Below are 13,251 nucleotides of genomic sequence, written 5' to 3' on the forward strand. Positions count from 1 at the left end.
CTTAAATAGTGGGGAGGGGCAGGGAACAAAAACGATTCTAGATTACATGCCCGTGCCCCTGTTCGCTACCGGCGTACACCCGTGTGAGCTGCGAATATGGTGGATTCTGGCGGTATTGCGGGCATCTGGGAACAAAACGGGAAATTATCGGCGGACTGCCGCGTTAGAGTGGGTATCACATTAGAAGCGAAAGTATAGGGGAATCATGTTCGAGAGGTTTACCGATCGTGCTCGCCGCGTCATCGTGCTGGCGCAGGAAGAAGCACGCATGCTTAACCACAATTACATCGGCACCGAGCACATCCTGCTCGGCCTTATCCATGAGGGCGAAGGCGTAGCCGCCAAGGCGCTGGAATCCATGGGTATCTCCCTGGAGGATGTCCGCCGCGAGGTCGAGGAAATCATCGGCCAGGGCAGCCAGCCGCACACCGGGCACATCCCCTTTACCCCACGCGCCAAGAAGGTCCTGGAGCTTTCCCTGCGCGAAGGCCTGCAGATGGGACACAAGTACATCGGTACTGAGTTCTTGCTATTGGGTCTCATTCGCGAGGGCGACGGCGTTGCCGCCCAGGTGCTGACCAAGCTCGGCGCCGACCTGCCGCGCGTGCGCCAGCAGGTTATCCAGCTGCTGTCCGGTTATGAGGGCGGCCAGCAGGAGGGTGGTTCCTCCAACGGCCAGGGCTCCGGTCCGGTTGGCGCAGGTGCTGGTGCAGGTGCCGGCGCAGGCGGCCGTGGCGGCTCCGGCGGTTCCGGCGAGCGTTCCAATTCCCTGGTGCTCGACCAGTTCGGCCGCAACCTCACCCAGGCAGCTAAGGACGGCAAGCTCGATCCGGTCGTCGGCCGTGAGTCCGAGGTAGAGCGCATCATGCAGGTGCTGTCTCGCCGTACGAAGAATAACCCGGTTCTCATCGGTGAGCCGGGCGTTGGTAAGACCGCAGTCGTTGAGGGCTTGGCGCTCGACATCGTCAACGGTAAGGTTCCAGAGACCCTTAAGGACAAGCAGCTTTACTCGCTGGACCTGGGTTCCCTGGTTGCCGGCTCCCGTTACCGCGGTGACTTTGAGGAACGCCTGAAGAAGGTCCTCAAGGAGATTAACCAGCGCGGCGACATCATCTTGTTCATCGATGAGATCCACACCCTGGTTGGTGCTGGTGCTGCTGAAGGCGCCATCGATGCAGCCTCGCTGCTCAAGCCGAAGCTGGCTCGTGGCGAGCTGCAGACCATCGGTGCTACGACCCTTGAGGAATACCGCAAGCACATCGAGAAGGATGCCGCCCTGGAGCGCCGCTTCCAGCCAGTCAAGGTGGAGGAGCCTTCCCTGGATGACACCTTCTTGATCCTGAAGGGCCTGCGCGATAAGTACGAGGCGCACCACCGCGTGTCCTACACCGATGAGGCGCTGCATGCTGCAGCTTCCCTCTCGGATCGCTACATCAATGACCGTTTCTTGCCGGATAAGGCCGTTGACCTCCTCGATGAGGCTGGTGCTCGCATGCGCATCAAGCGCATGACCGCGCCGAAGGGCCTGCGCGAGGTCGATGACCGCATCGCTGAGGTCCGCAAGGAAAAGGAAGCGGCCATCGATGCCCAGGACTTTGAGAAGGCGGCCGGCCTGCGCGATAAGGAGCGCAAGCTGGGCGAGGAGCGCGCAGAGAAGGAAAAGCAGTGGCGCTCTGGCGACCTTGAGGAAATCGCCGAGGTAGGCGAGGACCAGATCGCCGAGGTTCTGGCGCACTGGACCGGCATCCCGGTGCTGAAGCTGACGGAGAAGGAATCCAACCGTCTGCTCAACATGGAAGAGGAGCTGCACAAGCGCATCATTGGCCAGGACGAGGCGGTCAAGTCCGTCTCCCGCGCCATCCGCCGCACCCGTGCGGGCCTCAAGGATCCGCGCCGCCCGTCCGGCTCCTTCATCTTCGCCGGCCCGTCCGGTGTGGGTAAGACCGAGCTGTCGAAGTCCCTGGCTAACTTCCTCTTCGGTTCGGATGATGACCTCATCCAGATCGACATGGGTGAGTTCCACGATCGCTTCACCGCTTCCCGCCTCTTCGGTGCCCCTCCGGGATACGTTGGCTACGAAGAGGGTGGCCAGCTGACCGAGAAGGTTCGCCGCAAGCCGTTCTCTGTCGTGCTTTTCGATGAGATCGAGAAGGCCCACAAGGAGATTTACAACACCCTCCTGCAGGTGCTGGAAGATGGCCGCCTTACTGACGGCCAAGGTCGCGTCGTCGACTTCAAGAACACCGTTCTCATCTTCACCTCGAACCTGGGCACCCAGGACATCTCGAAGCCGGTGGGCTTGGGCTTTACTGGTTCCTCCGAAAACGATGCGGATGCCCAGTATGACCGGATGAAGCAGAAGGTCAACGACGAGCTGAAGAAGCACTTCCGCCCAGAGTTCTTGAACCGTATCGATGACATCGTCGTCTTCCACCAGCTCACCCAAGAGCAGATTGTGGAGATGGTCGAGCTACTCATCGGCCGCGTGGCCAAGCAGCTGGATGAGCGCGATATGGGCATCGAGCTCACACAGAAGGCCAAGGACCTCCTGGCTAAGCGAGGCTTTGACCCGGTCTTGGGCGCTCGTCCGCTGCGCCGCACCATTCAGCGCGAGATTGAGGATCAGCTCTCTGAGAAGATCCTCTTCGGCGAAATCGGCGCCGGTGAGATCATCACCGTCGACGTCGAGGGCTGGGACGGCGAGTCCAAGGACAACACGGGCGCGAAGTTCACCTTCAGCCCGCGCCCGAAGCCTCTGCCGGAGGACACCGAGGAGCCGCAGCTTGACGGTGCCGAGGTGCGCGAAAACGACGCCGACTCCACCGATGCCGGCGAGCCCGACACCATCACCCCGGACGTTCCGGGCGATGGCGGCTCCACCGCCGCCGGAACCGACCTAGAGTCCGGCTCCGACTCCGATGACGACGGCCACAACCCGCCGCCAGCAGGCGCCGGTCAGCCGATGTAAACAAGAACACGAGTTAAGACCACCCAGCATCTCGCTTTCTGCGAGGCTGGGTGGTTTTTCGTTGCGTGCAGTTTTCTTATGCTCAGGATCTCTAGCCAGCACAATTGGACGGCGCCGGTTTCCCGTCGAAGCGGTCAAAGAGGTACTTCAAGCCCACCGGGATGTTGATGTAGAGCGGTAAAGCGTGGTCGGCGCCTGCACCTGGAATTGTCGCGGTGCCGGGCGCGGCTATGAAGTCCACGGTTCCACCCATCTGGCAATATGCCCCGGCGGCTGCGCGGACCTGCTCGTGTGGAATGAGGTCATCATGTGGCGAGCTAGCGATCATCGCCGGGCCCTTCAGCGGGTGCTTGCCTTGGTTCTGCCGCAGCAAAGTTTCTTTGAAGATGGGCTTGCGCTCTACCAGCTCGGATAGCGATTCCCCGGTGCGAGTGAGCTGGCGGGTACTGCTAAAACCCCACATGAGGATGGAGTCACCCGTACAACTGGTGGCCGCCGAGCGCAAGAAGTCGATGCCGCGAGGATTGAATTCTTCTAGTACGGCGTCGCGGAACTGGGGGTCGCGCTCGGCAAAGCCATTGATGGCGTATCCCAGCACATGGACGATGGAGGAGCCGTCGATGGCCTTCATCACCTTTGGTAGGTCGGCCGGAGGGGCACCGGAGTAGGTACCGGCCACGTTCAGCTCGGGTGCATAAGAATCGGCGAATTCCGCTGCGGCAAGCGAGGCGCCGCCGCCCTGCGAGTAGCCCGCAAAGCCGATAGGGGCGTCCTTCGGAGCGTGGGCCAGCTCCAAGCCGGAGCGGGCGGCATCGAGCATGGCGTGTGCTTCCTCAATGTGATTGACATAGGTGTGGTGGCCTGGCATGCCCAGGCCGATGAGATCCGCGACTATCACTCGGGCGCCATGGTGGAGCGCACCCATGTAGAAGCCGTACTCGTAGTTCGCGTTGATGGTGGGGGAGCCGACCTTGCTCAGCCCTACCGAACCTAAGCCCATGCCCGCCCGCGATGGTGCACACTGGTCCCCGGCGCCGCGAGTGCCGGGCGCAAAGATGATTGTGGGCCGTTCGCCTTTCCCGCGCCACGGCGCCTTGGGCTCGTACAACGTTGCCGAGGCCTGAATCGGCCGACCATCATCCGTAGTGGTGTCATACGTGAATACCTGCCCGCGGCCGACGCCATCGAGCACGTGCGGCGAAGGTCGGGTCGAGGTCACCGCCGCCTGCGCTGTTGGTGGAACTAAGAGGGTACCGAGAATCAGTGAACAAACGGCTAAAAGCCTTATGCAAATCTTTTCCATATCCAAAACCTACCGGTCAGTAGGAACGGCGGAAGCGGAATTGTTAAAATATATGCTCATGGGACTTCAGTATCGTTCAAGAAAAAAGACCGGCAAGAATAGCTGGATTAACGTTTCTGGCTCCGGAGCCTCGATGTCTACCAAGGTAGGACCTGTAACGTTTAATTCCCGCGGCGGAATGTGGGTAAATCTGCCCGGCGGCTTCAATTTCCGCGGTCGGTGGCGTTAAACAGATCACACCCGCAAGATCGCGAACTGCGAATATAGCCGGCCGTTATTAACTCCCTAGATGGGTAGGTGGAAGAGGCCGGCGTCGTTTTGTTCGGCGAGGCCGTCGGCAAGCAGCGAAGCCAACGCCCGGGAGCGCTGTGCCGCATCGGGCCAGACCACATCAATCTCGGACTGGGGCACCGGCCCATCCGCCGCGCGCAGCACATCCAAAATCTTGCCGCGCACCTGCCGGTCCGTGCCCACGAATTTCTGCACGCGCTTTTTCGCCTGCGCCTGCTCCTGCGCGCTGGGCTCCGGCCGGCCAGCTAACTGCCACGCACAGCTTGCGCGCAGCGGGCACTGCTCGCAGGAGGGGTTCTTCGCCGTGCACACTAGCGCGCCCAACTCCATGAGCGCGGCCGAAAAGCGCGGCCCATTCTCGGCCGGCAAAAGCTCGGCTACGGCCGCCAACTCTCGCTTCGCGGGCTGCGGCGCCAGGAACCGGCCCTCTTCCGCCCGGGCATAAACCCGCCGCACATTGGTATCGACCACCGGCACATTTACCCCATAGTGAAAGCACGCCACAGCGCGCGCGGTGTAGTCCCCAATGCCTGGTAGGCGTAGCAATTCATCGACGTCCGCGGGAACTTCGCCGCTGCCAATTACCCCCGCACACTCCCACAGGCGCAGGGCACGGCGCGGGTAGCCCAGTTTGCCCCAAGCGCGCAGCACCTCCGCTCGGGTAGCCTGTGCGAAGTCCGCAGGGGTGGGCCAACGCCGCATCCATTCCTCCCACACGGGGGCCACGCGGGCGACGGGGGTTTGCTGGCTCATGACCTCACTGAGCAGCACGCCCCAGGCGCTGGTGCCAGGCCGGCGCCACGGCAGGTCGCGCTCATTGGCATCGAACCAGGAAAGAAGAACTTGCGTATCCATCGTGAGGGATAGTCTAAGGCATTAGAATGTGGCCTATGTCTTTACGTAATGTTGCCCACGAACCACAAGCCGTATGGGAGGCGCTCCAGGCCGGAAACCAGCGCGTTCTCGACGGCGAGACCGTCGACGTGCGCGAGATCTATAACCGCGAGGGTCTTACCCACGGCCAGGATCCCCGCGTGGTAGTCATTTCCTGTTCCGATTCCCGCGCCCCTATCGAGCACGTATTCAATATTGGCTTCGGCGATGCCTTTGTCATCCGCACCGCCGGCCACATTCTTGACGACGCCGTCCTAGCCTCCCTCGACTACGCCCTCGCCGCCCTCAAGCCAAACCTTTTGGTGGTCCTCGGCCATCAATCTTGCGGCGCGGTCGGTGCGGCTACCGGCTTCGTGGCCGGCGGCGAGCTGCCCACCGGCCTGCAGCGCCCCATTATTGAAAAAGTCGCTGCCTCCGCGCTGGTGGCAGGCCCTAAGGCCACGACTGACGACGTCGAGAGGGAACACACCCGCCAGACCGTCGCCCAACTAGTCGCCAACGTGCCCAACATCCGCCGCCTGCTCGACGAGGGCGCCTTGGGCGTCGTCGGCGCGCGCTACCTGCTGGAGGACTCCAGCGTGGAGACCCTGCAGACCCTTGGCGTGAAGTAGCGGCCTGACACGCGGCGCGGGCTTAGCGCACCGGCCCGCGCCCACCGCTTAAAATTGACAGTGTGACGCAGAAAAAGCCCCTACCAGAAGAGATCTACAAGCGCCGCCGCGTGGCTGCGCTCATCATCGTGCTCGTGTTGGCCGTGGTGCTGATCTGGGCGGCCGTGGCCGCCTTCGGGGGCAGCAGCGAGGAGCCGGCCGATACCGCCGCACCTGCCCCTACGTCCGCAGATGAGGAAACCTCCTCCTCTGCCGCCCCCGAATCCTCCGGGACCGTCTCGGAGACGAAGACGTCGGCCGAGGGGGCATCGGAAAGCAAGGCGGCCGAAAGCGAGCCGTCGAGCGCTGCGCCTGCAAGCTCCGAGGCAGCCAAGAAGACCTGCGAACTCGCGGATCTCGATGTCCGCACCTCCATGTTGAACTACTCCGTGCCGGAAGGCGAGCTGCCGAAGTTCTTCATGACCGTCACCAACCCCACGGCCGCGGACTGCAAAATCGACCTAGATAAGAATCTGCTGCGCTTCGAGGTCTACAAGATGGCCGATAACGAGCGCGTGTGGTCCGATACGGATTGCTATGCCTCCGTGCAGACCGGCTCGCAAACCTTCCCGGCCGGCAAGGACGTGAAATTCGAGGCCGAATGGTCCCGCCAGGCCTCCAAACCGGGCGAGTGCACCGACCGCCCCGCGGCCGAGCCCGGTGCCTACTTTGCCCACACCGTCATCGGCGATAACTCCTCCCCGCCGCAGGACTTCACCCTGCGCTAGGCGCTACCCTGACACCGCGGCGATGGCTTGCCCCAGCGTCGCCACTTGGCGCACCTGCATGCCTTCGACCGGCTCGATATCCCCGCGCGGGACGAGCGCGTGCTTGTAGCCCAGCCGCGCGGCCTCCATCAAGCGCCGTTCCACGTTCGGTACTGGGCGCAACTCGCCGGCCAGGCCCACCTCGCCGATGACTACCGTCTTGGCCGGCAGCGGCTGCTCGTGCAGCGAGGACCACGTGGCCAGCGCCACCGCCAAATCCGTCGCGGTTTCCGTAATCCGCATGCCACCCACCGTGGCGACATAAGCATCCTTGTCGTTGGTGCGCTGGCCGGCGCGCGCCTGCAGAACTGCGAGCACCATCGGCACGCGGTTGGAATCTAGCCCGGTCACCACGCGCCGCGGGTTCTTCGCCACCGGGTCCACCGTCAGCGCCTGCACCTCCGCGAGTATCGGCCGCACGCCGTCCATTGCGACCGTTACGGCCGAACCATCCGGCGTCGTGCCGCGGTGCGATAGAAACAGCCCGGAAGGGTCCGCGACTTCCCGAATGCCGCCGGCCGTCTGCTCGAAGCACCCCACCTCGTCGGTGGCGCCAAAGCGATTCTTGATGCCGCGCAGCATACGCAGGCTGGATTGGCGGTCGCCCTCGAAGTTCAAGACGACGTCGACAAGATGCTCCAACACGCGCGGGCCGGCCACGTTGCCGTCCTTGGTCACGTGGCCCACCAGCAGCACCGGAATGCCGGTGGATTTCGCCAGGGAGGTCAGCGCGGCCGTTACCGCGCGCGATTGCGCCACGCCGCCCGATACGCCCTCCACGCCCACGGCGTGCATGGTCTGCACCGAATCGACGATGATGAGGCTCGGCTTGAGCTTTTCCACGTGGCCAAAGACCGCATCCAAGTTGGACTCGGCCGCCAAGTACAGCGATTCCTGGAGCGCCCCGGTGCGCTCGGCGCGGGAGCGGACCTGGCCGGCCGATTCCTCGGCCGTCGCATAGAGCACGGTGCGGCCGAGCTGGGCCCACCGCGAGGCTACTTCCAGCAGCAGCGTGGATTTGCCCACGCCCGGCTCGCCGGCCATGAGCACCACTGAGCCGGGCACAATGCCGGTGCCTAGCACGCGGTCGAGCTCGCCGATGCCGGTGCGCACCGTCTTGGTCGCCTGCGCCCCAATCTTGGTAATCGGCTGCGCCGGGCTCGACGGCGCTACGCCCTTGCTTGCCGACGCCCCCGCTGTCCCAGGCCCCGCCACCACCGGGGCCCTTTCCTCCAACGTGCCCCAAGACCCGCAGTCGGGGCAGCGGCCGAGCCACTTCGGCGAGACGTAGCCGCATTCGGAACAGGTATGGATGGGGCGAGATTTCTTGGCCATGGCCTCTAGCCTAAAACACGCAAACGCCTCCGGCCCGAAACGGGCTGGAGGCGGGGCTTTGGGGCGGCGCGGCTTAGTTCTTTGGAGCCTCGGAGGAGTAGCCCTCGGAGGACTCGACGTCGCGGTCGAATTCGCCGGACTGCATCTGGGTGGCGGCAATGGTGGCGTCCACGTCGATGGAACCATTGGAGAACTCGAAGGTAACCGGGCGGTCGCCGGCGTAGCCAAAGTCATCGTTCTTCAGGGAGGTGGCGATGTACTGGACGGTCTCAGAATCCTGCTGGGTGGTCGCGTCCAGGTTCTTCTGGGAATCCGCGATGATGGACTGGTCGCGGTGCAGCGGCTGAGCCTTGTCCATCTCGACGCGCTGGCCGTCGACCTCTACGGACTCCAGGGAGATGACATCGGTGTCGTAGCCCTGGTTTACGGCGGTGAACTTCAAGGCAGCGGTGCCGTCCGGTTCTACCAAGATGGTGACATCGCGAACCGCAACCTTGTTGTCTTCCGTGCTTGCAGAAGCGCCATCGACCGCAGCCACCTTGTCAGCGGTCTGGGTGACGTGACCCGCCGAGCAAGAAGCCAGCGCCAGAGCGGAAACGGCGGTTACGGAAATAATGGCACCGCGGCGGGCGGCGGACTTCAGGGACTGCACGTTGAGCATCCTCCATCAATTGCGATCACAGGGCTTGTCAACGCTTTAGCCTAGTACCTTTGGCAATAAAGTACACAGTTAGTCCCAAACCGGGCGGGTAGACCATGGGGGTATACGGGGGTATCCGCAGGCGGGGCGGCCGCTCGTGATAAAATGGCGGCCTTAGTCAACCGGGATTAAACGGGAACACAAGGAGTGGCAATGGAGTATAAGGTCGGCGAGGTCGTCGTCTACCCGCACCACGGTGCGGCCGTCATCGAGGATATCGAGACCCGCGAGATGGGCGGCGAGACGCTGGAATACTTGGTGCTGCACATCAACCAGTCCGACCTAGTCGTCCGCGTGCCCATCAAGAACGCCGATAACGTCGGCGTGCGCGACGTCGTGGGCAAGGAAGGCCTGGAAAAGGTCTTTTCCGTGCTGCGTGACGAGGACGTCGAAGAGGCCGGCAACTGGTCCCGCCGTTATAAGGCTAACCAGGAGCGCCTCGCTTCCGGCGATATCAATAAGGTTGCCGAGGTTGTTCGCGACCTGTGGCGTCGCGACCAGGACCGCGGCCTTTCGGCCGGCGAGAAGCGCATGCTGGGCAAGGCCCGTACCATCCTGGTGGGCGAGCTCGCGCTGGCCAAGCCGGTCGACGAGAAGAAGGCCGACACCATGATGGAGGAGATCGATGCCACCATCGAGCGCCACCACGCGGCCGGATTGGTAGACGATAAGTCCATCACCACCGATATCGACAACGACATCGATCTCGATGACCTCTCCTTCGACGACGAAGACTAAACCGCGCGTTATCGCGCTCATCGCGGCCGCCGGCCAGGGCACCCGCCTTGGCGCCGAGGTGCCCAAGGCTTATGTCGAGCTGCGCGGGCGCACCCTCCTGGAGCGCTCCGTGCGCGCGCTGCTGGCCTCCGGCGTGGTCGATGAGGTCATCGTGCTGGTCAGCCCAGACATGGAGCCCGAGGCGGCCCGCATCATCGGCCGTATCGACACCGCAGACGCCAAAAACACCACCAACGCCGCACCCATCCGCCTCGTGCACGGTGGCAGCGAGCGCGCCGATTCCGTGTGGGCCGGCCTCCAGGCAATCCCCGACGACGACGCCGTGGTACTCATCCACGATGCGGCCCGGGCGCTGACTCCGCCGGCGATGGTGCGGGGCGTCGCCAAGCGTGTGCTCGAAGGCGCCCCCGCGGCCGTGCCAGTGGTTCCCGTGGCCGATACCATCAAGGAAGTCGCGGCCGACGCCGTGGTGAGCACTCCCGACCGCTCCCGCCTGCGCGCCGTGCAAACCCCGCAGGCCTTCCGCCTGTCTGCGCTGCGCCAAGCCAACCTCGATTATTGGGCCGAGCAGCCCGAATTCACCGCCACGGATGACGCCAGCCTCATGGAATGGCACGGCGAGCGCGTGGCAACCGTGCCGGGCGATACCCTGGCGTTCAAAATCACCACGCCCATCGATCTCACCCTGGCCCACGCCCTGACCGAGGAGACCCATGACTAACCCGATTATCCCGCGCGTTGGCATCGCCACCGACGCCCACCAGATCGAGGCCGGCAAGGACTGCTGGATCGCCGGCCTGCTCTTCGAGGGCGATGCTGGCTGCGAAGGCCACTCCGATGGCGACGTCGTAGCGCACGCGCTTGTCGACGCCCTCTTATCCGCCTCCCACCTCGGCGATCTCGGCTCCTTCGTGGGCGTCGGCCGGCCCGAATACGACGGCGTATCCGGAGCGAAGCTGCTGCGCGAATGCCGCGAACTGCTTGAATCCGAAGGCTTCATCATCGGCAACGCCGCCGCCCAGCTCATCGGCCAGACCCCCAAGATGGGCCCTCGCCGCGAGGAGGCCGAAGCGGTACTGAGCGAAATCCTTGGTGCCCCCGTGTCCGTCTCTGCCACGACGACGGACCATATGGGCTTTACCGGCCGTAAGGAGGGCCGCGCGGCGGTTGCCACGGCCGTCGTCTGGCGCGCCTAGCCCACCACACTAACCCCGCGCACGCGTCAATTAGACTGGGTGGCGTGAGTACTTTGCGCATTTATGACACAGCCACCCGCAGCCAACGCGATTTCGAGCCGATTCGCCCCGGCCACGCCTCCATTTACCTGTGCGGCGCCACCCCGCAGGCCCAGCCGCACATCGGGCACCTGCGCTCCGGCGTCGCCTTCGACATCCTGCGCCGCTGGCTGCTCGCCCAAGGCTATGACGTAGCCCTGGTGCGCAACGTCACCGATATCGATGACAAGATCCTCACCAAGGCGGCCGAGAATAATCGCCCCTGGTGGGAATGGGTGTCCACCTATGAGCGCGAGTTCACCAAGGCCTATAACACCCTGGGAGTCATCCCGCCTTCTGTCGAGCCGCGCGCGACCGGCTTTGTCACCCAGATGGTCGACTATATGCAGCGGCTTATCGACGCCGGCTTTGCCTACCCCGCCGACGGCTCCGTCTACTTCGACGTCGCCGCCTGGACCAAGGCCGAAGGCTCCGATTACGGTTCGCTGTCTGGCAACAAGGTAGAGGAAATGGAGCAGGGCGAAGGCGAGGATTCCGCCAAGCGCGGCGCCCAGGACTTTGCCTTGTGGAAGGCCGCGAAGCCGGGCGAGCCCAGCTGGCCCACCCCGTGGGGCGACGGCCGCCCTGGCTGGCACCTGGAGTGCTCGGCCATGTCCACCTATTACCTGGGCTCTAATTTCGATATCCACTGCGGCGGCCTGGACCTGCAGTTCCCGCACCACGAGAACGAGATCGCGCAGTCGCATGCGGCCGGCGATAAGTTCGCCAACTACTGGATGCACAACCACTGGGTGACGATGTCGGGCGAGAAGATGTCGAAGTCCCTGGGCAACGTGTTGTCCATCCCGAATATGCTGGAGCTGGTGCGCCCAGTGGAGCTGCGCTACTACCTGGGCTCGGCACATTATCGCTCCGTGCTGGAGTATTCCGAGGCCGCGCTGACCGAGGCCGCCGCAGGCTACCGCCGCATCGAGGACTTCCTCGCTCACTTCGATGACCTAGAGCTGGGCGAATGGACGCAGGGCTTTGCAGACGCGATGAATGATGACATCGCGGTGCCCAAGGCTTTGGCGGAAATCCACACCACCGTCCGCGCTGGCAATAAGGCGCTCGCGGCTGGCGATGAGGCCGAGGCACGCACGTTGGCTGGCCAGGTCCGCGCCATGGCGCATGTACTTGGCTTTGACCCGCTGGAGTGGGAAGATGGAGCGCAAGCTAGCGGGGCGGATGCCGCGCTGGATGCGCTGGTACAAGCTGAGCTGGAGCGGCGCACCCAGGCGCGCGCGGATAAGGACTTCGCTACTGCCGACGCCGTCCGTGACCGCCTCGCGGCCGCCGGCATCACCATCACCGATACCCCAGACGGCCCGACCTGGTCGCTGGCGCAGCGTTAAGCACTCCGAAAGGACATAAATTATGGCACGTACCCACGGCCGCGGTGGCGCGGGAATCCGCAAGACCAATAAGAAGGGCGCAACCAAGGGCTCCGGCGGCCAGCGCCGCAAGGGCTTGGCCGGTAAGGGCCCGACGCCCAAGGCAGAGGACCGCATCTACCACGCCAAGCACAAGGCGAAGCTGGAGCGCGACCGCCGCAATTCCGGCCGCCACCAGAAGGAGACCGCCGAGATGGTCGTGGGCCGCAACCCGGTCATCGAGTGCCTGCACGCTAAGGTGCCGGCCACCACGCTCTACATCGTGGCCGGTACCCGCAATGACAAGCGCTTGTCCGAGGCCGTGGCCATGTGCAATACCCGCAATATCCCCATCATCGAGGTGCAGCGCCACGAGATGGACCGCATGACCGGTAACGGCATGCACCAGGGCATCGGGCTGCAGATCCCGCCGTATAAGTACGCCGACGTCGACGAGCTCATCGCCCGTGCGGCCGAGAACGCACGCCCAGGCATGTTCGTCATCCTGGATAACATCACCGATCCGCGCAACCTCGGCGCGGTCATCCGCTCCGTGGCGGCCTTTGGCGGCGACGGCGTCATTATCCCCGAGCGCCGCTCCGCGTCCGTGACCGCGGTGGCGTGGCGTACCTCGGCCGGCACGGCGGCGCGCCTGCCGGTCGCCCGCGCGACGAATATCACCCGCACCGTGCAGCAATTCCAAAAGAGCGGCTACCAGGTTGTCGGCCTGGACGCCGGCGGCGAGCACACACTGGATACCTATAACGGCGCGACGGATCCCGTAGTCATCGTCATCGGTTCCGAAGGCAAGGGTATCTCCCGCCTCGTGCGCGAGAACTGCGACGTCATCATGTCCATCCCGATGACGGACTGGGTCGAGTCCCTCAATGCTTCCGTCGCGGCCGGTTCCGTGCTTTCCGAATTCGCACGCCAACGCCGCGCGGCCCAGTAACCCCCA

Annotated in this window: 13 protein-coding genes; 9 read left to right on the forward strand and 4 right to left on the reverse strand. The window is 64.0% G+C overall.

Annotation, left to right across the window (positions count from 1 at the left end; genetic code table 11):
* Positions 1 to 205: 205 nt before the first annotated feature.
* Entirely contained in the window at positions 206 to 2,968 is a 2,763-nt protein-coding gene (locus MHY13_RS04095; protein ID WP_204610971.1) for an ATP-dependent Clp protease ATP-binding subunit, read from the forward strand.
* 91 nt (positions 2,969 to 3,059) lie between these two features.
* Here MHY13_RS04095 and MHY13_RS04100 read toward each other — a convergent pair whose 3' ends face one another.
* Positions 3,060 to 4,187, reverse strand: coding sequence for a lipase family protein (locus tag MHY13_RS04100; RefSeq protein WP_239281151.1), 1,128 nt, complete (start codon positions 4,185 to 4,187; stop codon positions 3,060 to 3,062).
* Between the two features lie 142 nt (positions 4,188 to 4,329).
* On the opposite strand from MHY13_RS04100, the gene MHY13_RS04105 reads away from it, so the two are divergent.
* A complete protein-coding gene (locus MHY13_RS04105; RefSeq protein WP_080970400.1) occupies positions 4,330 to 4,500 on the forward strand; it encodes a DUF4236 domain-containing protein in 171 nt (56 codons plus the stop codon).
* A gap of 56 nt (positions 4,501 to 4,556) precedes the next feature.
* Here the strand turns inward: MHY13_RS04105 and MHY13_RS04110 are convergent, their stop codons facing one another.
* Positions 4,557 to 5,417, reverse strand: a complete 861-nt coding sequence (locus MHY13_RS04110) for an A/G-specific adenine glycosylase (protein ID WP_204610974.1) — start codon at positions 5,415 to 5,417, stop codon at positions 4,557 to 4,559.
* A 35-nt stretch (positions 5,418 to 5,452) separates the two neighbouring features.
* On the opposite strand from MHY13_RS04110, the gene MHY13_RS04115 reads away from it, so the two are divergent.
* Positions 5,453 to 6,067, forward strand: a complete 615-nt coding sequence (locus tag MHY13_RS04115; protein WP_239228679.1) for a carbonic anhydrase — start codon at positions 5,453 to 5,455, stop codon at positions 6,065 to 6,067.
* A gap of 62 nt (positions 6,068 to 6,129) precedes the next feature.
* Positions 6,130 to 6,834, forward strand: a complete 705-nt coding sequence (locus MHY13_RS04120) for a hypothetical protein (protein WP_204610976.1) — start codon at positions 6,130 to 6,132, stop codon at positions 6,832 to 6,834.
* A gap of 3 nt (positions 6,835 to 6,837) precedes the next feature.
* Here the strand turns inward: MHY13_RS04120 and radA are convergent, their stop codons facing one another.
* Both radA and MHY13_RS04130 read right to left on the reverse strand, forming a co-directional pair.
* Positions 6,838 to 8,208, reverse strand: a complete 1,371-nt coding sequence (radA, locus tag MHY13_RS04125; protein ID WP_239281152.1) for a DNA repair protein RadA — start codon at positions 8,206 to 8,208, stop codon at positions 6,838 to 6,840.
* 73 nt (positions 8,209 to 8,281) lie between these two features.
* The gene (locus MHY13_RS04130; RefSeq protein ID WP_239193288.1) at positions 8,282 to 8,869 is read right to left on the reverse strand and encodes a hypothetical protein; all 588 of its coding nucleotides are present in this window, start codon (positions 8,867 to 8,869) and stop codon (positions 8,282 to 8,284) included.
* A 192-nt stretch (positions 8,870 to 9,061) separates the two neighbouring features.
* Between MHY13_RS04130 and MHY13_RS04135 the strand changes: the two genes are divergently transcribed.
* Genes MHY13_RS04135 through rlmB form a run of 5 tightly spaced genes read left to right on the forward strand, consistent with a single transcriptional unit; the run spans position 9,062 to position 13,245 of the window.
* Positions 9,062 to 9,646, forward strand: a complete 585-nt coding sequence (locus MHY13_RS04135; RefSeq protein ID WP_204610979.1) for a CarD family transcriptional regulator — start codon at positions 9,062 to 9,064, stop codon at positions 9,644 to 9,646.
* Entirely contained in the window at positions 9,618 to 10,367 is a 750-nt protein-coding gene (gene ispD, locus MHY13_RS04140) for a 2-C-methyl-D-erythritol 4-phosphate cytidylyltransferase (protein ID WP_239281154.1), read from the forward strand. The genes MHY13_RS04135 and ispD overlap by 29 nt, the downstream gene beginning before the upstream one ends.
* Complete coding sequence (gene ispF, locus MHY13_RS04145; RefSeq protein WP_005329967.1) at positions 10,360 to 10,842, forward strand: 2-C-methyl-D-erythritol 2,4-cyclodiphosphate synthase; 483 nt, start codon at positions 10,360 to 10,362, stop codon at positions 10,840 to 10,842. The genes ispD and ispF overlap by 8 nt, the downstream gene beginning before the upstream one ends.
* 44 nt (positions 10,843 to 10,886) lie before the next feature.
* A complete protein-coding gene (gene cysS / locus MHY13_RS04150; protein WP_239273327.1) occupies positions 10,887 to 12,275 on the forward strand; it encodes a cysteine--tRNA ligase in 1,389 nt (462 codons plus the stop codon).
* A 22-nt stretch (positions 12,276 to 12,297) separates the two neighbouring features.
* Entirely contained in the window at positions 12,298 to 13,245 is a 948-nt protein-coding gene (gene rlmB / locus MHY13_RS04155; RefSeq protein ID WP_005325725.1) for a 23S rRNA (guanosine(2251)-2'-O)-methyltransferase RlmB, read from the forward strand.
* The last annotated feature ends 6 nt before the right edge of the window (positions 13,246 to 13,251 follow it).

The sequence above is a fragment of the Corynebacterium sp. ACRPE genome (assembly GCF_022347435.1).
Lineage (GTDB): Bacteria > Actinomycetota > Actinomycetes > Mycobacteriales > Mycobacteriaceae > Corynebacterium > Corynebacterium tuberculostearicum_D.

Coding starts and splice junctions, on each gene's coding strand:
- ispF (WP_005329967.1), top strand. CDS start 10,360: ATGACTAACCCGATTATCCCGCGCGTTGGCATCGCCACCGACGCCCAC.
- MHY13_RS04115 (WP_239228679.1), top strand. CDS start 5,453: ATGTCTTTACGTAATGTTGCCCACGAACCACAAGCCGTATGGGAGGCG.
- MHY13_RS04110 (WP_204610974.1), bottom strand. CDS start 5,417: ATGGATACGCAAGTTCTTCTTTCCTGGTTCGATGCCAATGAGCGCGAC.
- MHY13_RS04095 (WP_204610971.1), top strand. CDS start 206: ATGTTCGAGAGGTTTACCGATCGTGCTCGCCGCGTCATCGTGCTGGCG.
- MHY13_RS04135 (WP_204610979.1), top strand. CDS start 9,062: ATGGAGTATAAGGTCGGCGAGGTCGTCGTCTACCCGCACCACGGTGCG.
- MHY13_RS04130 (WP_239193288.1), bottom strand. CDS start 8,869: ATGCTCAACGTGCAGTCCCTGAAGTCCGCCGCCCGCCGCGGTGCCATT.
- rlmB (WP_005325725.1), top strand. CDS start 12,298: ATGGCACGTACCCACGGCCGCGGTGGCGCGGGAATCCGCAAGACCAAT.
- MHY13_RS04105 (WP_080970400.1), top strand. CDS start 4,330: ATGGGACTTCAGTATCGTTCAAGAAAAAAGACCGGCAAGAATAGCTGG.
- ispD (WP_239281154.1), top strand. CDS start 9,618: ATGACCTCTCCTTCGACGACGAAGACTAAACCGCGCGTTATCGCGCTC.
- radA (WP_239281152.1), bottom strand. CDS start 8,208: ATGGCCAAGAAATCTCGCCCCATCCATACCTGTTCCGAATGCGGCTAC.